Origin of the sequence: Streptomyces sp. NPDC023838, assembly GCF_040639555.1 — a bacterium.
In the GTDB taxonomy this organism is placed as follows: Bacteria; Actinomycetota; Actinomycetes; order Streptomycetales; family Streptomycetaceae; genus Streptomyces.
The window spans coordinates 85,363-106,712 of sequence record NZ_JBFAAD010000025.1 but is presented as its reverse complement, the minus strand read 5'-3'; the positions used below and the strand labels follow the sequence as shown (position 1 = coordinate 106,712).

The window sequence follows — 21,350 nt, the reverse complement described above, 5'->3', positions numbered from 1 at the left end:
CGTCCCGTACAACCACCCCGACCCAGACACCCCCTGCCCCGGGAGACTTCGCCATGTCCGGAAACCGCGCAAACCGCCGGAAGTCAGCCGTCGTGCTCGCCGCGACCGCCTCCATCGCCCTGTTCGCCTCCGCCTGTACGGGCCAGAGCGCCTCCTCCGCCGAGGACGACGCCTCCAAGGAGACGACAATCACCTTCTGGCACGGGTGGAGCGCCCCCGAGGAGGTCAAGGCGATCCAGGCCGATGTGGACGCCTTCCAGAAGGCGCACCCCAACATCCATGTGAAGGTCGTCGGCGACATCAACGACGACAAGATCAACCAGGCGCTGCGCGCGGGCGGTTCGAACGCGCCGGACGTGGTCTCCTCCTTCACCACCAACAACGTCGGCAAGTTCTGCTCGTCGAAGGCCTTCGTCGACCTCGCCCCCTTCCTGAAGAAGGACGGGATCGACCCGGCGAAGACCTTCCCGAAGGCGATGAACGAGTACACGCAGTTCGAGGGCGCGCGCTGCACGCTCCCGCTGCTCGGCGACGCGTACGCGCTCTACTACAACAAGGACGCCTTCAAGGCCGCCGGGATCGCGAACCCGCCCAAGACATGGAGCGAGTTCGCCGCCGACGCCAAGAAGCTGACCAAGGCGAAGGGCGACTCGTACGAGCAGCTCGGGTTCATGCCGGACTACCACGGCTACGAGTCGACCACCGAGCACTACATCGCGCAGTGGTCGCCCACGTACTTCGACTCCAGCGGCAAGTCGAACATCGCCAAGGACCCGGCCTTCGCCAAGGGGCTCGCCTTCCAGAAGCAGCTGGTGGACGACCTCGGCGGGTTCCGGAAGCTGGAGAAGTTCCGGTCGGGCTTCGGTGACGAGTTCGGCGCCAAACACCCCTTCCACCTGGGCCAGGTGGCCATGCAGCTGGACGGCGAGTGGCGGCTGGGGATGGCCGAGGACACCAAGCCGAAGTTCGAGATCGGGGTGGCCCCGCTGCCCGTGCCGGACGACCAGCTCGCGACGTACGGCAAGGGGTACATCACCGGCACCATCGCCGGGATCGCGGCCACCTCCACCAAGAAGAACGCGGCCTGGGAGCTGGTCAAGTTCATGACCACCAACACCGACGCGGTGGTGGACTTCGCCAACGCCATCCACAACGTGCCCTCCACCCTCGACGCGCTGAAGTCGCCGAAGCTGACGTACGACCCGCGCTTCAAGACGTTCCTGGACATCGCGCAGAACCCGAACTCGACGACCACCCCGGCCTCCGTCAACGGCGGCCAGTACCTGGTGTCCATCCAGAACCTCGGCTACGACGTCGAGAAGGGCAAGCAGGGCGACATCCAGGCCGGTCTGGAGAAGACCGCCAAGGAGATCGACACCGCGATCGACCAGGCCAAGTAGGCCCGGGCCGAGCCGAGAAGCGTCGCGGAGCACCCATGACCACGTACACACTGCGCGCCAAGCGCCGCCGGGCGGCGCTGCGGACCGCCGCCTTCATGTCCCCGTGGCTGATCGGTTTCGGCGTCTTCTTCGCCTACCCGCTGATCTCCACGGTCTACTTCTCCTTCACGCACTACGACGGGTTCTCGGACCCCACCTTCAACGGGCTCAAGAACTGGTCGTACGTCTTCCACGACTACCCGCTCTTCTGGCCCGCGCTGCGCAACACGCTGTGGCTGGTGGTGGTCATGGTGGCCTGCCGGGTCGCCTTCGGACTCGGCGTCGGGCTGCTCATCACCAAGATCAAGACGGGCACCGGGGTCTTCCGGACCCTCTTCTACCTGCCCTATCTGGCGCCGCCCGTCGCTTCCACGCTCGCCTTCGTCTTCCTGCTCAACCCCGGTACGGGACCGGTCAACTCGGTTCTGGCCGACCTCGGGATACCGGCGCCGGACTGGTTCACCGACCCCACCTGGTCCAAGCCCGCGCTGACCATGCTCGCGGTGTGGGGCGTCGGGGACCTGATGGTGATCTTCATGGCCGCGCTGCTCGACGTACCGAAGGAGCAGTACGAGGCGGCCGAGCTGGACGGGGCCTCGTCCTGGCAGCGGTTCCGGTTCGTGACGCTGCCGAACATCTCGCCCATCGTGATGTTCGCGGTGGTCACCGGGATCATCCAGACCATGCAGTACTACACCCAGCCGCTGGTGGCCGGGAAGGTCGCCTCGGGGCACATCGGCAACTCCGGGCAGCAGTTCGAGCCGGGCTACCCGGACAAGTCCACCCTGACCCTGCCGCAGCTGGTGTACAACCTCGGCTTCCAGCGCTTCGACTACGGCTCCGCCTGTGTGGTCGCCCTGGTCCTCTTCGCCCTCTCCATGGCCTTCACCGCACTGCTGATGCGGCGCCGTGGCGGACTCGTCCAGGCAGGTGACTGAGCCGATGACCGACCTGACGTACCCGCTCGACGCCCCGGTGGCGACCCCGGCGGCCCGCGTGGCGCGCCGCAAGGCGCTCCTGCACTGGATCGGCGTGCACGCCCTCGGCGTCGCGGCGGCGCTCTTCTTCGTGCTGCCGTTCGTGTTCATCGTGCTGACCTCGCTGATGGACGACCAGCAGACGCTCACCCGCGACCTGGTCCCCGACCACTGGCAGTGGTCCAACTACAAGAAGGTGTTCGACACCCCCGGCTTCCTCACCTGGTGGCGCAACACCCTCGTCTACGCCGGCCTCGGCACCGTCCTGACCGTGGTCTCCTCGGTCCCGGTCGCCTACGCGCTCGCCAAGTTCCGCTTCCGCGGCCGCAATCTGTCGATGATGCTGGTCATCTCGATGATGATGCTGCCGCCGCAGGTGATCATCATCCCGATGTACCTGTTCTGGGCGAAGCAGCTGGACCTGTCCGGCACGCTCTGGCCGCTGATCGTCCCAATGGCGTTCGGCGACGCGTTCTCCATCTTCCTGCTGCGGCAGTTCCTGATGACCATCCCCGACGAGTACCTGGACGCGGCGAAGGTCGACGGCTGCGGGGAGCTGCGGACCCTGCTGCGGATCGTGCTGCCGATGGCCAGGCCGGGAATCGCCGCGGTCGCGCTCTTCCAGTTCTTCTACGCCTGGAACGACTACTTCGGGCCGCAGATCTACGCGTCGGAGAACCCGGGCGCCTGGACGCTCTCGTACGGCCTGGAGTCCTTCAAGGGCGCGCACCACACCGACTGGAACCTGACCATGGCCGCGACCGTTCTGGTCATGGCCCCCGTGATCCTCGTGTTCTTCTTCGCGCAGAAGGCGTTCGTCGAGGGTGTCACGCTCACCGGAGTGAAGGGTTAACCCTGTATGAAGCTCACCGTGGTCGGCGGAGGTTCGACCTACACCCCCGAACTCATCGACGGATTCGCCCGGCTGCGGGACACCCTGCCCATCGAGGAGCTGGTCCTGGTCGACCCGGCGGCCGACCGCCTGGAGCTGGTCGGCGGGCTCGCCCGGCGCATCTTCGCCAAGCAGGGCCACCCGGGGCTGATCACCACCACCGGCGACCTGGACGCGGGCGTCGAGGGCGCCGACGCGGTGCTGCTCCAGCTGCGCGTCGGCGGCCAGGCGGCCCGCGAGCGGGACGAGACATGGCCGCTGGAGTGCGGCTGCGTGGGCCAGGAGACGACGGGCGCGGGCGGCCTCGCCAAGGCGCTGCGGACGGTTCCGGTGGTCCTGGACATCGCGGAGCGGGTGCGGCGCGCCAACCCGGACGCCTGGATCATCGACTTCACCAACCCGGTGGGCATCGTCACGCGCGCGTTGCTGCAGGCGGGCCACAAGGCGGTCGGGCTCTGCAATGTCGCCATCGGCTTCCAGCGCAGGTTCGCGCGGCTGCTCGGCGTCGCACCCGGCGAGGTGCACCTGGACCACGTGGGCCTCAACCACCTCACCTGGGAGCTCGGGGTGCGCCTGGGCGGCCCCGGCGGGGAGAACGTGCTGCCGAAGCTGCTCGCCGAGCACGGGGACGCGGTGGCGGACGACCTGCACCTGCCCCGGCAGGTCCTCGACCGGCTCGGCGTCGTCCCTTCGTACTATCTGCGCTACTACTACGCGCACGACGAGGTCGTACGGGAGCTGGGCACCAAGCCGTCCCGCGCGGCGGAAGTCGCCGAGATGGAGCGACGGTTGCTGACGATGTACGGGGACCCGGCGCTGGACGAGAAGCCGGAGCTGCTCGCCAAGCGGGGCGGCGCCTTCTACTCGGAGGCGGCCGTGGACCTGGCCGCCTCGCTGCTCGGCGACGGGGGCAGCCCGGTGCAGGTCGTCAACACGTACAACAACGGCACCCTGCCCTTCCTCGCCGACGACGCGGTGATCGAGGTGCAGGCGCGGGTGGACGCCGGCGGCCCGGTGCCACTGGCCGTGCCCGAGCTGGACCCGCTGTACGCGGGGCTGATCGCGCACGTCACCGCGTACGAGGACCTGGCCCTGGAGGCCGCGCTGCGCGGCGGGCGCGACCGGGTGTTCCGGGCGCTGCTCGCGCATCCGCTGGTCGGCCAGTACGCGTACGCCGAGGGCCTCACCGACCGGCTGCTCGCGAACAACCGGGAGCACCTCGCGTGGGCATGAGCGTGCTGGCGATCGACGCCGGCAACAGCAAGACCGACGTCGCCCTGATCGGCCCGGACGGCACGGTCCTGGGCACCGCCCGGGGCGGCGGCTTCCGGCCGCCCGCCGTTGGCGTCGAGCCCGCGGTGGACGCGCTGGCGGACGCGGTGGCGCGGGCCTGGGCGGCGGCGGGGAACAGTGGGCCGGTGGCGGTCGACCACGTCTCGGCGTGTCTGGCCAACGCCGATCTGCCCGTCGAGGAGCGCCAGTTGGCCGGGGCGCTGGCGGCCCGGGGCTGGGGCGGCACGGTCCAGGTGTACAACGACACCTTCGCGATCCTGCGGGCCGGGTTGCCCGTCGGCGCCGAGCCGCGCGGGGTGGCGGTGGTGTGCGGGGCGGGGATCAACTGCGTCGGGATGACTCCGGACGGCCGCACCGCCCGCTTCCCGGCGCTCGGCAAGATCTCCGGGGACTGGGGCGGGGGCGGCGGACTCGCCGAGGAGGCCCTGTGGTTCGCCGCGCGGGCCGAGGACGGGCGGGGCGGGCCGACGGCGCTGGCGCGGGCGCTGCCGGAGCACTTCGGACTGCCGTCCATGTACGCGCTGATCGAGGCGCTCCACCTGGAGCGCGTGGCGCCCGCCCGCCGCCACGAGCTGGCGCCGGTGCTCTTCGCGGTGGCGGCGGAGGGGGACCCGGTGGCCCGGGCGCTGGTGGACCGCCAGGCCGAGGAGATCGTGGCGCTGGCCGTGGTCGCCCTGGAGCGCCTGGACCTGCTGGAGGAGCAGACGCCGGTGCTGCTCGGCGGCAGCGTGCTGGCCGCCCGCCACCCGCAACTGGACGGCCGCGTCCGGGCGTTGCTGGCGGACCGGGCACCCAAGGCGGTCCCGCTGGTGGTGGCGGCCTCGCCGGTGCTGGGGGCGGGTCTGCTCGGGCTCGACGCGGTGGGGGCATCGGCGGAGGTGTTCGAAAGGCTGCGCGGGCAGTACGCGTAGGGGCTTTCCGGCGGGCGCGGGGGGCGGTGCGCGCGTAGGTGCGGGGGTGGTGCGCGCGTAGGCACCGGGGGGGTGCGCGCGTAGGCACAGGGGGTGGTGCGCGTAGACGGGGCGGGCGCCGTCGTATCCGTTCGCGCCAGGTGGAACCGATCCGTTCCCAGGGACGTATACATGGTGGGGAGGCAGCGGGGGCAGGGGCGGAGCAAGCGGGTAACAAGATCAGGTCAACCCTTGTGTGGTGGCTGGTCCCTGCGTCCATACTGCTGGCCAGGGCACTCGGTGACCCAGGGGGAGGTCAAGTGGCACACCCGCCGAGCACACGCGCACCGCGGCCGCCGGTGACGGCACCGGCACCACCGGCTCCGGCACACCCGGCTGAGGCACACCCGCCCGCCCCCGCACCGCGCCGGGGCGGCTGGGCCGAGGCCCGGGAGCGGCTGCGCGCCGCCGCGACGACCGAGCCGGGACGGCTGTGGATCATCGGCACCGTGGTCGCGCTGCTCGTCGTGGCGTTCGGCGCGGTGACCGCCTGGGAGGTCTCCGACCGGGCGGCCGCCGCCGACGACGTGGTGAGCCGCAGCCAGCCGCTGAGCGCCGACGCTGCCTCCATCTACCGCTCGCTCGCGGACGCGGACACCGCCGCCGCGAGCGGCTTCCTCGCGGGCGCGCAGGAGCCCCGCGATGTGCGGCTGCGGTACGAGTCGGACATCGCGACCGCCTCCCGCCTGCTGGTGAAGGCCGCCGCCAACACGACGGGCGCCTCCGACTCGGGCCGCTCGATAGCCGCGCTCAACGAGCAACTGCCGGTCTACAACGGCCTGATCGAGCAGGCCCGCGCCAACAACCGGCAGGGCTTCCCGGTCGGCGGCGCCTATCTGCGGTACGCGAACGAGCAGATGACCAGCCGGCTGCTGCCCGCCGCCCAGAAGCTCTACGAGGCCGAGACCGGCCGGCTCTACGACGACTACGACCAGGCGGAGACCTGGCCGTACGCGGCGCTCGCGGTCGGCCTCGTCGCCCTGGGCGGGCTGTACTGGGCCCAGCGGCGCCACTACCGGCGCACCAACCGGGTCTTCAACCACGGGCTGGTCGCGGCCGGCGCGGCCTCGGTGGTCATCCTGCTGTGGCTGGTCGCCGGGCACGCGGTGGCCGCCGCCGACCTGTCGACCTCGCGCTCGCACGGGCAGGAGTCGCTGAAGGTGCTCAACGACGCCCGCATCAGCTCGCTCCAGGCCCGCGCCAACGAGAACCTGACACTGGTGGCGCGCGGCGCGGTCCTGACCAAGGACGGCAAGGACGACAAGTACGACGCGGACTACAAGGCGGAGATGAAGGACCTGGTGGCCAAGATCGACTCGGCCGGCAAGCTCGCCGACGACAGCTCGGGGCGTACGCCGGTCGAGGACGCGCGGCGAAGCGTCACCGAGTGGCAGCAGCGGCACGCCACGGCGCGCGCGACCGACATCCACGGCGACTACGACGACGCCCTCCGGCAGGTCATCGGCGCGTCCGGCTCCACCGGCCAGTCCTTCGACGGGGTCGACGCGGCCCTGGAGAAGGCGATCGGCCACGAGCAGCGCGAGTTCACCCGGGCCGCCTCCGACGGCAAGGGCGCGCTGACCGGGCTTCCGCTGGGCGCCGCGGTGCTCGCGGTGCTCGGCGCGGCGGCCGCCGGCGTCGGCGTCAGCCGCAGGCTCGCGGAGTACAGGTGAGCACCGTGGGGTACTGGGGAACGGCCCGAGGGGCACAGCGGTCCCGGGAGGAGGCGCGATGAACAGGAACGGCAGGCTCCGCGGCTGGGGCGGCGTCGGTGGGATGGCGCTGGCCTGTGTGGCCGCCGCTTCCCTGCTCGTTCCGGTGTCGCGGCACGGAGCGGGCGAGGACGGCGGGCGGGTCGGCGGGTCCGGGGTCGCGCAGGGCGTCCAGGCGAAGGCCGACACCTGCAAGGACCCGGAGGCCAGCCTGCCGCCGTCGAGCGGCGACGGGCCGAGCATCCAGAAGATCAAGGACAAGGGCAAGCTGGTCGCGGGCGTCGACCAGAACAGCTTCCGCTGGGGATACCGCAACCCGGCGACGGGCAAGCTCGAAGGGTTCGACATCGAGCTGGTGCGGGCGATCGCCAAGAACATCCTGGGCGACCCGGACGCGGTCATCTACCGCGCCATCCCCACCAGTCAGCGCATCCCGGCCCTGGAGAAGGACCAGGTCGACGTCGTCGTACGGACGATGACCATCACCTGCAAGCGGATCAGCCAGGTCGCCTTCTCCTCGGCGTACTTCACGGTCGGGCAGCAGGTGCTGGCGCCCAAGGAGTCGACGATCACGGGCTTCAACTCCACGCTGAAGGGCAAGCGGGTCTGCGTGGCGGCCGGCTCGACCGCGTACGACGCCCTGGAGAAGGAGTCGTACGGCGCCGTCTACAAGGACCTGACCGTGCCCAACCAGCTGGACTGCCTGGTGCGCCTCCAGCTCGGCCTGGCCGACGCGGTGGTCACGGACAGCGCGCTCGCCGCGAGCCAGGCGGCGCAGGACCCGACGGTCCGGCTCAAGGGCGTCCCGCTGACTCCCGAGTACTACGGAGTGGCCACCAAGCTCGGCAACGACGACCTGGTCCGGCGGATCAACCAGGTCCTGGTGGACTACCGCAGCGGCGGCGCCGACAGCCCGTGGATGAAGGCCTACCGCGACTGGCTCGCCCGCGACCTGCCCGGGATATCCGGCCCGCCCGAGCCCAAGTACCGTTCATAGCACCCGGCTTGACCCCGGTTTCGTACGACCGCAGAGAACGCAGAGCAGAGAGGTGATCGATGGGCGCGGGATCCTTCCCCGGCTCCTCCTCGGGGAGGCCCGTCCGGCCGGTGCTCGACCGGGACGAGGTGGACCGTGCGCTGACCCGGCTCGACGCCGAGCACGAGGCGATCGAGACCTCACTGCTCGCGCTCCAGGACCACGCGGGAAGGCGCCTCCTGGAGGGCGCCGAGCTGACCGGGGTCACCCGGGAGCGCTGGGCGGTGGCCGAGCAGTCGATCACCTTGCTGTGGGCGCACTTCGACGCGTACAAGGCGGCCCTGGACGGCGCGCGTGAGCTGCGCGAGCGGCGCCGCTGGCCCTCGCGCGAGGACCTGGTGGAGCTGACCGAGCGGCTGCGCGGCGAGTCCGTGACGGTCGCCGGTTCGGCCGCCCAAGCCGCCACGCTGACGGGACCCGCCCGGCTGACCGAGCGGTTCACGCTGGAGCAGCTGGTGAACCGGATGAACGAGCTGTACGCGCGCTCGCTCGACCTGGTCGTGGCGGCCGACGCGGTGTGGTCGGCGCTGCCCGCCCGGATAGACCTCCTGGCGGCCGAGCTGCACCGCACCCGGGGCCTGGCCCACTCGGTGGGCGTGCGCCCCGGGGAGCATCCGGCGGGCGACGACCTGGAGTCGATCACCGAGGAGCTGGCTTCGCTGCGCGCCCAGGTGGTGTCGGACCCGCTGGCGTTCTGGCTGCCCGCGCCGGGCAGCTCCGCGCCCGGCGGCGGCCGTCCGGACACCGAGCGCTACGACCGGGCGGCCCGCGCCCTGGAGGACGTACGCCGGGAGATCGACGCGGTGCTGACGGTGCGTCAGGATGCGGAGATGCGGCTGCTCCGGCTGCGGGACGTGCTCTCGCGCGCGGACCGCACACTCACCGAGGCGCGGGCGGCGCGCGGCGAGGTGCTCGCGAAGATCGCCGCGTCCGAGGTGCCCGCGGTGAGCGGCCCGCCGACCGCGCTCCAGGAGCGCCTGGTGGCCGCCGCCGAGTACCGCAGACACGCCCAGTGGCACCGGCTCTCGCCGCTCCTGGAGTCCCTGGAGCGGGAGGCCGAGGACGAACTGCTGCGCGCCCGCGAGTCGTTGACGGCCGTCACCGCGCCGCTGGCGGTCCGCGCGGAGCTGCGCGGCAGGCTGGACGCGTACAAGGCGAAGGTCGCGCGGCACGGCATGGCCGAGGACCCGCTGCTCATCGAACGGTACGACGCGGCGCGCCGGATGCTGTGGTCCGCGCCCTGCGATCTGCGGGTCGCCGAGGAGGCGGTGCTGCGGTATCAGCGGGCGGCGGCGGAGATGCTGGTTCCCCGGCAGCCCGGGCCCGTTGACCAGAGGGGGGAATCGTGAGCGACCAGAAGAAGTGCCAGCGCCCCGGCTGCGAGGGCTCCTACGAGGACATGGGCGGCGGCGAGCTGTACTGCGACACGTGCGGGCTCGCGCCCGTCGTGTCCGTGAACGGATCGCTCTCCTCGCCCGCGACGGGGATCACCGGCGGCGGCCGCAAGGACAGCGGCTCCTCGTCGGCGCGGTCCGCGCGCTCCTCGACCTCGTCCCGTTCCTCGCGCTCCTCCACGTCCCGCCGATCGGTGTCGGGGCGCCTCTCCCGCTCCCTGACGGGGGCGGGCAGCGCGCGGTCGGTGTCGGTGCGCAGCTCGGGCTCGGCGGCCGGCACCTCCGGGCGCAGCAGACTCGGGGCCGGGCTCGTCACCGTGCCGGGAGTGCCCCGCCCCAACCCGGCCACGGCCGTGATGGAGCACCCGGAGGTCCCCGAGCGGAAGCGTTTCTGCTCGCGTTCGGACTGCGGGGCGCCGGTGGGCCGCTCGCGCGGGGAGCGGGCCGGGCGCACCGAGGGCTTCTGCACCAAGTGCGGCCATCCGTACTCGTTCGTACCCAAGCTGCACCAGGGCGACATCGTCCACGGCCAGTACGAGGTGGTGGGCTGTCTGGCCCATGGCGGCCTGGGCTGGGTCTACCTCGCCGTGGACCGCGCGGTCTCGGACCGCTGGGTGGTCCTCAAGGGCCTGCTCGACACCGGTGACCAGGACGCGATGGCGGCCGCGATCTCCGAGCGCCGCTTCCTGGCCGAGATCGAGCACTCCAACATCGTGCGCATCTACAACTTCGTGGAACACCTCGACCAGCGCACCGGCTCCATGGACGGCTACATCGTCATGGAGTACGTGGGCGGCAAGTCGCTCAAGGAGATCGCCAACGAGCGGCGCGGCCCGGACGGCAAGCGCGACCCGCTCCCGGTCGAGCAGGCGTGCGCGTACGGGATCGAGGCCCTGGAGGCGCTGGGCCATCTGCACAGCCGCAACCTGCTCTACTGCGACTTCAAGGTCGACAACGCGATCCAGACCGAGGACCAGCTCAAGCTGATCGACATGGGCGCGGTGCGCCGGATGGACGACGACGAGTCGGCCATCTACGGGACGGTCGGCTACCAGGCGCCCGAGGTCGCCGAGGCGGGCCCCTCGGTCGCCTCCGACCTGTACACGGTCGCGCGCACGCTGGCCGTGCTCACCTTCGACTTCCAGGGCTATACGAACGTCTTCGCGGACAGCCTGCCCGACCCGGACAACATCGAGGTCTTCCGGACGTACGAGTCGTTCTACCGGCTGCTCGTCCGGGCCACCGACCCCGACCCGGCGCGCCGGTTCGCCTCCGCGCAGGAGATGGCCGAGCAGCTGACGGGGGTGCTGCGGGAGGTCGTGGCGCTCCAGACCGGCCGCCCGCGCCCGGCCCTGTCGACCCTGTTCGGCACCGAACTGCGCGTCACGGACACGTCGTTGTTCGCGGAGCTGACCGGAGACGTCTCGGCGCTCGGGGCGCGGACGGTCCCCGAGAGCTGGTGGGCGCGCAGGCGCGGGGCGGCGAACGGCTCCCCGGCGCCGGACGCGGGCGCGAGCAGCGCGCTGGTGTACACGGGCGCGGGCGCCGTGCCCGTCGCCGTGGCGGGGCCGACCGTCACCGCCGCGCCGCACCCGGCCCCCGGCACCGGCGCCGCCGTCCCCGGCACCCCGACCGCGACCACCGTCGTCCCCGCTCCCCGCGCCGGCGGCGCCCCGGGCGCGTACGGCCGGGGAGCGGACGGCGACGGCTATCTGCTCCCGCTCGACGCGCCCGCCACGGCGCTCGCGCTGCCGGTGCCGCACGTCGACCCGGGCGACCCCAACGCCGGGTTCCTGGCGGGCCTGATGGCCGCCGCGCCCGCCGAGCTGATCGCCGCGCTGCGCACCGCACCCGCCAACTCCGTGGAGAAGCGGCTGCGCGAGCTGCGGGCCCGGCTCGACCTCGGCGAACTGGTCTCGGCGGCCCGGGGCCTGGAGTCCCTGGAGACCGACCACCCCGACGACTGGCGGGTCGTCTGGTACCGGGGGGTCGCCTCGCTGGTCTCCGGCGACCACGAGAACGCCGCGCTCTCCTTCGACGCCGTCTACGACGCGTTCCCGGGCGAGCCGACGCCCAAGCTGGCACTCGGCGTGTGCGCGGAGGTCCTGGGACAGCTGGACAACGCCGCCGAGTACTACCGGCTGGTGTGGACGACCGACCCCAGTTACGTCAGCGCCGCGTTCGGCCTGGCCCGGGTGCAGCTGGCGGCGGGCGACCGCACGGCGGCCGTGCGGACCCTGGAGTCGGTGCCGGAGGCCTCGATCCACTACACGGCGGCGCGGGTCGCGGCCGTACGGGCGAGGCTGCGGCGGCGCGCTCCGGGCGACGCGCTCCTGGACGACCTGCGGGCGGCCGCGGGCCAGGTGGACGCGCTGCGGCAGCAGGGCCTGGACGCGGTGCGCCGGGAGCGGCTGGCCACCGAGGTCCTCGGCACCGCGCTCGACTGGGTACTCTCCGGGAGCCGGGGCGGTGGATCCGGCGAGGCCATACTGCTGGGCAGCGGGCTGGACGAACGGGGGCTGCGGTTCGGCCTGGAGCGTTCGTACCGGATGCTCGCCCGGCTCGCCGGCACCGGCGAGGAGCGGATCGAACTGGTGGAGCGGGCCAACCGCTTCCGCCCCCGGACGTGGGTGTGAATTGATGGCGCAGATGCACCAGCCGGCAGCCGGGTCGACGTGCCCCGGCTGCGCGGAGCCGCTGGAGTCGGGCGACCTGTACTGCGGGGCCTGCGGATACGACCTCTCGGCCGTGCCCGAGCCGCCGGTGGACACCCCGACGGTCGTCATGGGCAGTCCCGTGGCGGGCGAGGCGTGGCCCGCCGCCCGCGGCGCCGATGGCTCCGGCGCGGCGGTGCACCTGCCCACCGATCTGCCCGGCACCGACTCGGGCGGCACCCCGCTGCCCTCGCACGTACGGTTCGACGGACCCGGCGCCGACCCCGACCCCGAGCCCGAGGAGTACCCCTTGCCGGCACCCGACCCGCGCGCGGCCGGCGCCGCCGAAGAGCAGGCCACCCATGTCAGTACGCCCGTGAAGGTGTGCGTGGCCTGCCGGGCCGGGCGGGTCGACGAGGACGGGTACTGCGAGAACTGCGGGCACGCCCAGCCGCGCGAGCGCGACCACATGGAGCAGGAGCTCGGCCCGGTGGCGGCGGTCAGCGACCGGGGTCTGCGCCACCACCGCAACGAGGACGCGTTCGCCGTGTCCACCACCGCGCTGCCCGACGGCTCGCCCGCGGTGGTGGCGATCGTCTGCGACGGCGTCTCCTCCGCGACCCGCCCCGACGACGCCTCGGCGGCGGCCGCGGCCCGCGCCAACGAGTCGCTGCTCCAGGCGCTGCCCCAGGGCACGCACCCCCAGCAGGCGATGCACGAGGCGATCGTGGCCGCCGCCGAGGCGGTCAACTCCCTTGCCGCCGAGCCCGGCACGGCCATGGAGCACGACCCGCACCGCCACCAGAACGCACCGGCCTGCACCCTGGTCGGCGCGATCGCGGCGGGCGGTCTGCTGGTGGTCGGCTGGGTCGGCGACAGCCGGGCGTACTGGGTGCCCGACGACCGTACGACGCCGCCCGCCCGGCTCACCGAGGACGACTCGTGGGCCGCGCAGATGGTGGCGGCGGGCCTGATGAGCGAGGCCGACGCGTACGCGGACGAGCGGGCGCACGCCATCACGGGCTGGCTGGGCGCCGACGCGTACGAACTGGACCCGCACACCGCCTCGTTCAAGCCGGACCGCTCCGGTGTCGTCGTGGTCTGCACGGACGGGCTGTGGAACTACGCGGAGGGCGCCGAGGAGATGGCCGGGGCCGTGCCCGCGGACGCGGCCGAACGGCCGCTGCACAGCGCCCAGGTGCTGGTCGGCCACGCCCTGGACGGCGGGGGCCACGACAACGTAACAGTGGCGGTCGTGCCGTTCGCGGTCCCGCTGCCCGGGGCAGGATCCGCCTACAACTAGGCGTTGGTACCGGATTCCACCACATTCTTGTCTCTTCAGGCCCAGAAGCCTCAAGGAGCCTTTCAGATGGCCAACTTCTCCAAGTCCAACGCGCCGCAGTTCTCCGTCGAGGTCTACCAGAACGAGTACCTGCCGGAGGGCGGCCGCGAGGTCAACGCGATCGTCACGGTGACGTCGACGGGCGGCGGGACGGTCGGTGGGGCGGTGCTGGCCGGAGCCGGGCTGACGCCCTCGTCCCTGCCGGGGCAGCCGCCGAGCGCCGCCGTGGTGATCATGGTCGACTGTTCGGGGTCGATGGACTACCCGCCGACGAAGATGCGCAACGCGCGCGACGCCACCGCGGCCGCGATCGACACCCTGCGCGACGGCGTGACCTTCGCGGTGGTCGCGGGCACCCACCAGGCCAAGGAGGTCTACCCCGGCGACGGGCGTCTGGCCACCGCCGACGCGCAGACCCGCGCCCAGGCCAAGGAGGCGCTGCGCAAGCTGAGCGCGGGCGGCGGCACCGCCATCGGCACCTGGCTGCGGCTGACCGACCGGCTGCTGAGCTCGGCCGACGTACCGATCCGGCACGGCATCCTGCTCACCGACGGCCGCAACGAGCACGAGTCGCCGGCCGACCTGTTGGCCGCGCTCGACGCCTGCGCCGGCCGCTTCACCTGCGACGCGCGCGGGGTCGGCACCGACTGGGAGGTCAAGGAGGTCACCCAGATCGCCTCCGCGCTGCTCGGCACCGCCGACATCGTGGCCGACCCCTCGGGCCTGGCCGACGACTTCACGCGGATGATGGAGAACGCGATGGGCAAGGAGGTCGCGGACGTCGCGCTGCGGCTGTGGACCCCGGTCGGCGTGGAGATCAAGTTCGTGAAGCAGGTCGCGCCCACCGTCGAGGAGCTGACGGGCCGCCGGACCGAGGCGGGGCCGCGCGCCGGGGACTACCCGACGGGCTCGTGGGGCGACGAGTCGCGCGACTACCACGTCTGCGTCCAGGTCCCGGAGGCCGGAATCGGCCAGGAGATGCTCGCCGCCCGGGTCTCGCTGATCCTGCCCGACCCGGCGGGCGGCACCCCGCAGACGCTGTCGCAGGGGCTGGTCCGCGCGGTGTGGACCGAGGACATGGCCGCCTCCACGGCGATCAACCCCCAGGTCGCCCACTACACGGGTCAGGCTGAACTGGCGCAAGTCATCCAACAGGGCCTCGATGCCCGCAAGTCGGGCGATATCGACGGCGCCACCGCCAAGCTCGGCCGGGCCGTCCAGCTCGCCGCGGCCTCCGGGAACGCGGATACGGCGAAGCTGCTCGCGAAGGTGGTGGACGTCGTCGACGAGGCGACGGGTACTGTGCGACTGAAGGCGAAGGTCGCGGAGGCGGACGAGATGACTCTCGAAACCCGCTCCACCAAGACCGTACGCGTGAAGAAGTAGCCCGAGAAATGCCCAGCAGCAACGCCGCACACAGCGGTACGCGGTAGCGAAACCACTTGAGTGCCTCGGCCCGAGGGGCCGGACGAGGAGAGGGGGAAGCGACTCCATGCCGACCTGCCCGAACGGACACCAGTCGGGTTCCGACGACTGGTGCGAGGTCTGCGGCCATCGCATGGGCGCCGTGCCGCCGCCTCCCCCGCCCCCGCCGGCCTTCCCCGGCCCGCCCCAGCAGGGCGGCTACGGCTACCCCGCTCCCGGGGCCCCCGCCGCCCCGGCGGAGCTCTGCCCGCAGTGCCGCACGCCCCGGGAGGGCAACACGCCCTTCTGCGAGGAGTGCCGCTGGAACTATCTGACCCAGACGGCGACCTCGTACACGCCGCTGGCGCCCAACCCGTCCCCCGGGCGGGGCGAGGGCCTCAATCTGCCGCCCGGGTTCCAGTCGCCGCCGCCCCCGCAGCAGCGCGACCCGTTCGAGTACCAGAGCTCGCGGCCCTCGCAGGTCAACCGGCCCGCCGAGCCGCTCACCGGCGACCCCTCGCAGCAGCAGGGCCCGCAGCAGGGCCCGCCGTCGTTCCGCCAGGGGCCGCCGCCGCCCCCGCCGAACGGCGACCCGTCCCAGCGCCAGGGCCCGCCGCCGCACTTCCAGCAGGGCCCGCCGCCCCCGCCGGTCTTCCAGCAGGCGGGGCCGCCCGCGCCCCCGGCGTTCCCGCGGCCGCCCGCCAGGGCCGAGAACGACGACTGGATGATCCAGCCGCCGTCCCAGCCGCAGGCGCCGCAGCAGACGCAGGCACCCCAGGCCCCGCAGCAGCCCCAGCCGCCCCAGCAGCAGTTCCCGGCCCCGCCGCAGCAGCCGCTCGGCTGGACGGTGACCATCGGGCCCGACCGGGACTACTTCATGGCGATGATGCAGCGCAGCGGCCCCGAGGCGGCCGGGCTCAACCTGCCCGCGTACTCGCCGGAGCAGCAGCGCCCGCTCACCGGCAACCAGCTCACCATCGGCCGCCGCCGCCACTCCACCGGCGAGGCGCCCGACATCGACCTGGCCGTGCCGCCGGAGGACCCGGGCGTCTCGCACCAGCACGCGGTCCTGGTCCAGCAGCCCGACGGCGGCTGGGCGGTGGTCGACCAGAACTCCACGAACGGCACCACCATCAACGGCGCCGAGGAGCCCATTCAGCCGTACGTTCCCGTCCCGCTCCAGGATGGGGATCGCGTGCACGTGGGGGCGTGGACGACGCTGACTGTGCGGCGGGGCTAGACGCTTTTCGGGACGACGTCCCGCAGGGGCCACCTTCGTGGCCCCCGCGGGTCGTCCAGCCATGCCCACTGGCCCTCGTCCGTGACCGTCACCCCGAACCGCTCACGCCGGGGCCGCCCCTCGCGCCGCCACAGCGCGTACGCCTCGTACGGGTCCAGGCTGTCGGCGGTGAGCGCGAGCAGGAAGCGGAAGAGTTCGTCCTCCAGGCTCGGGCGGGGCAGCTCCGCGGCGTACGGGGCGCCGGGCGCGGGCGCCACGCCCCGCAGCGGCACGAAGTAGGCCGGGGTGTGCAGGAAGTGCCCCTCCGCGTGCCCGGCGTCGCGGACCTCCAGCAGGATCAGCCCGGTCGCGAGCGGGGCCTCGATCAGCGCCCCCGGCGTGCACTGCGCCAGCCACCCCGTCGGCACCGACGGCAGGGTGCAGGTCGCGATGATCCGGTCGAAGGGCGCCCGGGACGGGCAGCCGCGCGCCCCGTCGCCGGTCACCACCGCCGGGTGGTAGCCCGCGGCCGCCAGATGCGTACGGGCCGACTCGGTGATCTCCGGCTCCAGGTCGACCGTGGTGACCAGCTCCTCGCCCAGCCGGTGGCTGAGCAGCGCCGCGTTGTAGCCGGTCCCGGCGCCGATCTCCAGGACCGCGTGCCCGTCCCGGACGTCCAGGGCCTCCAGCATCCGGGCCATCAGCGACGGCTGGCTGCTGGAGGAGAGCAGCTCCCCGTCGCGCACCCGGGTGGCCAGCGGCATGTCCGTGTACACCCCGTCCAGCCAGCGCGCCCGCCGGTCCGGGTCCGGGTCCTGGCCCCACAGCCGCTCGTAGCCGCCGGGGCGCCCCACGAAGTAGTACGGCACGAAGAGGTCGCGGGGCACCTCCTCGAAGGCGGCCCGCCAGGCGGGGTCGGCGAGCTCGCCCCCGGCCACGATCTCCGCGACGAGGGCCGCCCGCGCCGTGGCTGCCGGATCCCGGTGTGTGCCCATATGTCCACTGTGCTGCGCCCGGGGCCGGGAGGCGAGTGGTCCTACGTCCCCGGTCCTCGGCCGGCCCATCTGAGACCATGGACTCGTGCTGCATTTCCCGGGGACGACCCCCGGCCCCCCGGCCGAGTCCAGGGGGCCGGGCCGAATGACATTGCGAGGCATACACAGGTGAACGAGATTCCGCGCGGCACGCTTCAGGAGCAGACCTTCTACGAGCAGGTCGGCGGCGAGGAGACCTTCCGGCGCCTGGTCCACCGGTTCTACCAGGGCGTCGCCGAGGACCCGCTGCTGCGGCCGATGTACCCGGAGGGCGATCTCGGCCCGGCCGAGGAGCGGCTCGTCCTCTTCCTGATCCAGTACTGGGGCGGCCCGCGCACCTACAGCGACCACCGCGGCCACCCCCGGCTGCGGATGCGCCACGCGCCGTTCACCGTCGACCGGGCCGCGCACGACGCCTGGCTGGCCCATATGCGTACGGCCGTCGACGAGCTGGGGCTCTCCCAGGAGCACGAGACGACGCTCTGGAACTATCTGACGTACGCGGCCGCCTCGATGGTCAACACGGCGGAGTAGCCCGGAAGTTCGCATTCCGCCCGCCGCAAACCCGGAATGCGCGAATCCGTCATCGCATTCCGGTCACGATCGGGCAAGATCGCCCCGCAAGCGGTTTCCACCGGCCCGCGCCCTCTGAAAACATCCGGACAGACTTTCGGGGGCAGGGCAGGGGTCTGGGGGCCGTGTGGCGGGGTTCGTGTTTCTGCGGGTGCGCGCGCACCGACTGCTGCTCGCCGCCGCGCTGCTGGCCGTTCTGCTCACCACCTCGGTATTGGCGGCGCTGACCGCCTTCTCCGGCTCCATCGGGGACGCGGCCCTGCGCCACACCCTGGCCACCCGGTCGGCCGCGCCCGCCTCACTGATCGTCAAGGCGACCGTCCCCGAGGCGAAGCGGCAGGACGCCGACGCCGCCGTACGAGCCGGCGCGAGCCGCACCTTCAACGGACTCCCGGTCACCACAAGGACGTTGACCCAGTCCGGGCCGTACGCGCTGCCCCGCACCCTCCAGTCGCCGGACGCCCGCAAGGGCACCGACCCCGACCTCACGCTCTTCGCCGCCGTCGACCGCACCCGCGTCCGGCTGACCGGCGGCAGCTGGCCCGCTCCGCCGGGCACCGGCCACGAGATCCAGGCCGCGCTCCCCGAGAACGCCGCCGCCCAGCTGGGCCTGCGCCGCTGGCCCGTCCCGCTGACCCTCGCCGACCGGCTCGGCGGACCGCCCGTGCAGGTCCGCGTCACCGGCGTCTACCGGCCCGTCGACGCCACCGACGCGTACTGGCAGCTGGACGACCTCGGCGGCCGGGGCTCGCGCCGGGTCAACTTCACCACGTACGGGCCGCTGCTCACCGACCCCACGGCGCTCACCGGCGGGCGGCTGAGCGCGGGCCGGACGTCCTGGCTGGCCTCCGCCGACTTCTCCACCCTGACCACCCGCCGGATCGGCGCCCTGCGCACGGCGGCGAGGAGCGGCCCCAAGTCCCTGGTGGAGGGCGGGGTGTTCGCGGGCGACGCGAGCGCCGCCACCGCTCTGCCCGACGTGCTCGACCAGGCCGAGCGCTCGCTGCTCGTCTCGCGCTCGACGCTGCTGATCGTGGCCCTGCAACTGGTGCTGCTCGCCGGGTACGCGCTGCTGCTCGTGGCCCGGCTGCTGAGCAGCGAGCGGACCGGTGAGAGCGAGCTGCTGCGGGCCCGCGGCGGCTCCCGCGCCCGCCTGCTCGGCCTGTCCGCGACCGAGGCGCTGCTGCTCGCCGCCCCGGCGGCGGTGTGCGCGCCGCTGCTGTCCGGCCCCCTGACCCGGCTGCTCGCGGGGCACGGCCCGCTCGCCCGGATCGGCGTCCACCTCGACACCGGCCCGACGGGCACGGTGTGGCTGGTGGCGGGGCTGGTCGCGCTGGGGTGCGCGGCGGCCGTGGTGGCCCCGGCCCTGTCGGCCGGGCGGTCCTCCCGTGCCCGGGCGGCCGCGCTGCCCGCATCCGTGCGCGCCGGGGCCGACATCGGGCTGCTGGTGATCGCCGGGGTCGCCTACTGGCAGCTGGACCGGCAGACCTCCGGCTCCGGGGCGCTCACCGGCGACAGCAAGGGCGCCCTCGGTATCGACCCGCTCCTGGTGGCCGCGCCCGCGCTGGCGCTGCTCGCCGGGACCGTACTGACCCTGCGGCTGCTGCCGCCCGCCGCCAAGCTGGCCGAACGCCGGGCGGCGGGCGGGCGCGGGCTCCCGGCGGCGCTGGCGGGCTGGCAGTTCAGCCGCCGCCCGCTGCGCGGCGCGGGCCCGGTGCTGCTCCTGGTGCTCGCGGTCGCCATGGGCATGCTGGCGCTCGGGCAGTCCGCCTCCTGGGACCGCTCGCAGCAGGACCAGGCGGACTTCCGCGCGGGCACCTCGGTGCGGGTCTTCGGGTCGAGCCTGAACGGTTTCGGGCAGGCCGGTTCGTACGACGCGGTCCCCGGCGTACGGGCGGTGGCCCCGGCCGCACGCTCCTCGGTCCAGCTCTCCGGCGACCGCTCCGGGACGCTGCTCGCCCTGGACACGGCGCGCCTGGACGGGCTGCTGCTCCGCCATGACCTCGGCGGCAAGCCCGCCCGCGCGCTCCTGGCCGAGCTCACCCCGCGCCGGGCGCCCCGGCCCGGCGTGCCGCTCCCGGCCGACACCGCCGAGCTCTCCCTCAGCCTGCGGCTCGACGCAGAGGGGGCCCCGGGCGGGGCCTCCCCGAGCGAGCTGACCGCGAACGTGACGGCCGTGGTCGAGGACCGCTTCGGCATCCAGTACCGCCTCCCGGCCGGGCCCCTGGAGGCCGACGGGCGCCAGGCCGAGCGACGGATCTCCCTCGACCTGGCGGCGGGCGCGCCGGTGGGCCGCCCGGCGGCGCCGCTCGCGCTCACCGACGTCGAGGTGGACTTCTCCGTGCCGGTGGACACGGCGGAGCAGCACCGCTTCACCGTGCGGGAGCTGCGGACCGTGGCGCGGGACGGGCGCACCGCCCCGCTCGCGCTGCCCGCCGCCGACCGCTGGCGGGCCTCCTCGGTGGCGTCCGGCGGCGGCCCGACGGCCCTGACCCCGCGGACCGACGGACAGGGCCTCGCGGTGGCGTACGGCACGGGGTCGAGCCCGCCGCCCAACTTCTCGGAGGCGCTACCGAGCCGCACGGTCCGGCTCACCGCCGTGCGGCCCGCGCCCCCCGCGCTGACGGCGATCGCCACCGACCGGTTCCTGGCCTCCAGCGGGACCCGGGTCGGAGAGACCGTCACGGCCGTCCTGTCCGGGCAGACCCTGCGCGCGAAGGTCGTCGACCGGATGGCCGAGGTCCCGACGACCGGGCCCGGCGCGGAGACCGCCGGTGGCGGCGGCCGCGACGGCGGCGCGCTCCTGCTCGACCTGCGCGCGGTCAACGAGCGGCTCGCCGCCGACGGGAGCGGCAGCCTCGCCCCGACCGAGTGGTGGCTCGCCACCGGACCCGGCGACGCGGCCCGCGCGGCGGCGGTGCTGCGGGCCCGGCCGGACATCGACCCGCAGCAGGTGGTGGTGCGCACGGAGGTCGCCGAGCGGCTGCGGGACGACCCGCTGGGCGCCGGCCCGCAGGCCGCGCTCGCCGCCGCCGCGATCGTGGCTGCGGCGCTCGCGGCGGTCGGCTTCGCGGTGAGCGCGGCGGGCTCGCTGCGCGAACGCGGGGCGGAGTTCGCCGTGCTGCGCGCCCTGGGCACCCCGCGCCGCCAGCTGGCCCGGCTGATCGCGGCCGAGCAGGGGGTGCTGATCGCGCTGGCGCTGCTGGTGGGGCTGGCTCTGGGCGAAGTGCTGACGCGGGCGGTGGTGCCGCTGATCGTGCTGACCGGGCAGGCCACCCAGCCGGTGCCGAAGGTGCTGGTGGAGCTGCCCGCCGGGCGGCTCGCCGTGCTGCTGGCGGGAGTCGCCGCCGTACCGCTGCTGATCGTCGCGACGCTGGCGCTGCGGCGGACCGACCCGGCCGTCTCACTGCGCCACCAGGGGGACAACTGAC

Annotated in this window: 15 protein-coding genes; 14 read left to right on the top strand and 1 reads right to left on the bottom strand. The window is 73.6% G+C overall.

Features of this window, described 5'->3' with window-relative positions; translation table 11 throughout:
- The first annotated feature begins 53 nt into the window (after positions 1–53).
- From AB0G17_RS26585 to AB0G17_RS26530, 12 genes are all read left to right on the top strand, one after another.
- Positions 54–1,400, top strand: a complete 1,347-nt coding sequence (locus tag AB0G17_RS26585) for an ABC transporter substrate-binding protein (protein ID WP_361387805.1) — start codon at positions 54–56, stop codon at positions 1,398–1,400.
- A gap of 35 nt (positions 1,401–1,435) precedes the next feature.
- Positions 1,436–2,377, top strand: coding sequence for a sugar ABC transporter permease (locus tag AB0G17_RS26580; protein WP_361387802.1), 942 nt, complete (start codon positions 1,436–1,438; stop codon positions 2,375–2,377).
- A 4-nt stretch (positions 2,378–2,381) separates the two neighbouring features.
- Positions 2,382–3,269 (top strand): carbohydrate ABC transporter permease, encoded by an 888-nt coding sequence (locus AB0G17_RS26575; RefSeq protein ID WP_361387799.1) that lies wholly within the window; start codon positions 2,382–2,384, stop codon positions 3,267–3,269.
- 6 nt (positions 3,270–3,275) lie between these two features.
- Positions 3,276–4,541 carry a 6-phospho-beta-glucosidase gene (locus tag AB0G17_RS26570; RefSeq protein ID WP_361387796.1) on the top strand — a complete coding sequence of 422 codons (1,266 nt, stop codon included), beginning with the start codon at positions 3,276–3,278 and terminating at the stop codon, positions 4,539–4,541.
- Positions 4,538–5,512 carry a BadF/BadG/BcrA/BcrD ATPase family protein gene (locus AB0G17_RS26565; RefSeq protein WP_361387793.1) on the top strand — a complete coding sequence of 325 codons (975 nt, stop codon included), beginning with the start codon at positions 4,538–4,540 and terminating at the stop codon, positions 5,510–5,512. Before AB0G17_RS26570 ends, AB0G17_RS26565 begins: the two co-directional genes overlap by 4 nt.
- Before the next feature lie 437 nt (positions 5,513–5,949).
- A complete protein-coding gene (locus tag AB0G17_RS26560; RefSeq protein WP_361387851.1) occupies positions 5,950–7,224 on the top strand; it encodes a hypothetical protein in 1,275 nt (424 codons plus the stop codon).
- A 58-nt stretch (positions 7,225–7,282) separates the two neighbouring features.
- On the top strand, positions 7,283–8,260 hold the full coding sequence (locus AB0G17_RS26555) for a glutamate ABC transporter substrate-binding protein (RefSeq protein WP_361387790.1): 978 nt from the start codon (positions 7,283–7,285) through the stop codon (positions 8,258–8,260).
- A 59-nt stretch (positions 8,261–8,319) separates the two neighbouring features.
- Positions 8,320–9,648: a hypothetical protein gene (locus AB0G17_RS26550; protein WP_361387787.1), complete on the top strand. Its 1,329-nt coding sequence runs from the start codon at positions 8,320–8,322 to the stop codon at positions 9,646–9,648.
- A gap of 50 nt (positions 9,649–9,698) precedes the next feature.
- Positions 9,699–12,329: a tetratricopeptide repeat protein gene (locus AB0G17_RS26545; RefSeq protein ID WP_361387848.1), complete on the top strand. Its 2,631-nt coding sequence runs from the start codon at positions 9,699–9,701 to the stop codon at positions 12,327–12,329.
- Between the two features lie 4 nt (positions 12,330–12,333).
- Positions 12,334–13,650, top strand: a complete 1,317-nt coding sequence (locus tag AB0G17_RS26540; RefSeq protein ID WP_361387784.1) for a PP2C family serine/threonine-protein phosphatase — start codon at positions 12,334–12,336, stop codon at positions 13,648–13,650.
- 66 nt (positions 13,651–13,716) lie between these two features.
- Entirely contained in the window at positions 13,717–15,075 is a 1,359-nt protein-coding gene (locus AB0G17_RS26535) for a VWA domain-containing protein (RefSeq protein WP_361387781.1), read from the top strand.
- A gap of 106 nt (positions 15,076–15,181) precedes the next feature.
- Entirely contained in the window at positions 15,182–16,333 is a 1,152-nt protein-coding gene (locus tag AB0G17_RS26530) for an FHA domain-containing protein (RefSeq protein ID WP_361387778.1), read from the top strand.
- Here AB0G17_RS26530 and AB0G17_RS26525 read toward each other — a convergent pair.
- Entirely contained in the window at positions 16,330–17,307 is a 978-nt protein-coding gene (locus tag AB0G17_RS26525) for a methyltransferase domain-containing protein (RefSeq protein ID WP_361387775.1), read from the bottom strand. The genes AB0G17_RS26530 and AB0G17_RS26525 overlap by 4 nt on opposite strands.
- 168 nt (positions 17,308–17,475) lie before the next feature.
- On the opposite strand from AB0G17_RS26525, the gene AB0G17_RS26520 reads away from it, so the two are divergent.
- Together AB0G17_RS26520 and AB0G17_RS26515 are read left to right on the top strand one after the other, a co-directional pair.
- A complete protein-coding gene (locus AB0G17_RS26520) occupies positions 17,476–17,880 on the top strand; it encodes a globin (protein ID WP_361387772.1) in 405 nt (134 codons plus the stop codon).
- 166 nt (positions 17,881–18,046) lie between these two features.
- Complete coding sequence (locus AB0G17_RS26515; RefSeq protein ID WP_361387769.1) at positions 18,047–21,349, top strand: FtsX-like permease family protein; 3,303 nt, start codon at positions 18,047–18,049, stop codon at positions 21,347–21,349.
- The last annotated feature ends 1 nt before the right edge of the window (position 21,350 follow it).

Bases quoted from the DNA above. Each gene is read 5' to 3' on its own strand.
- AB0G17_RS26585 (WP_361387805.1), top strand. From the start codon at position 54: ATGTCCGGAAACCGCGCAAACCGCCGGAAGTCAGCCGTCGTGCTCGCC.
- AB0G17_RS26580 (WP_361387802.1), top strand. From the start codon at position 1,436: ATGACCACGTACACACTGCGCGCCAAGCGCCGCCGGGCGGCGCTGCGG.
- AB0G17_RS26575 (WP_361387799.1), top strand. From the start codon at position 2,382: ATGACCGACCTGACGTACCCGCTCGACGCCCCGGTGGCGACCCCGGCG.
- AB0G17_RS26570 (WP_361387796.1), top strand. From the start codon at position 3,276: ATGAAGCTCACCGTGGTCGGCGGAGGTTCGACCTACACCCCCGAACTC.
- AB0G17_RS26565 (WP_361387793.1), top strand. From the start codon at position 4,538: ATGAGCGTGCTGGCGATCGACGCCGGCAACAGCAAGACCGACGTCGCC.
- AB0G17_RS26555 (WP_361387790.1), top strand. From the start codon at position 7,283: ATGAACAGGAACGGCAGGCTCCGCGGCTGGGGCGGCGTCGGTGGGATG.
- AB0G17_RS26550 (WP_361387787.1), top strand. From the start codon at position 8,320: ATGGGCGCGGGATCCTTCCCCGGCTCCTCCTCGGGGAGGCCCGTCCGG.
- AB0G17_RS26545 (WP_361387848.1), top strand. From the start codon at position 9,699: ATGGGCGGCGGCGAGCTGTACTGCGACACGTGCGGGCTCGCGCCCGTC.
- AB0G17_RS26540 (WP_361387784.1), top strand. From the start codon at position 12,334: ATGGCGCAGATGCACCAGCCGGCAGCCGGGTCGACGTGCCCCGGCTGC.
- AB0G17_RS26535 (WP_361387781.1), top strand. From the start codon at position 13,717: ATGGCCAACTTCTCCAAGTCCAACGCGCCGCAGTTCTCCGTCGAGGTC.
- AB0G17_RS26530 (WP_361387778.1), top strand. From the start codon at position 15,182: ATGCCGACCTGCCCGAACGGACACCAGTCGGGTTCCGACGACTGGTGC.
- AB0G17_RS26525 (WP_361387775.1), bottom strand. From the start codon at position 17,307: ATGGGCACACACCGGGATCCGGCAGCCACGGCGCGGGCGGCCCTCGTC.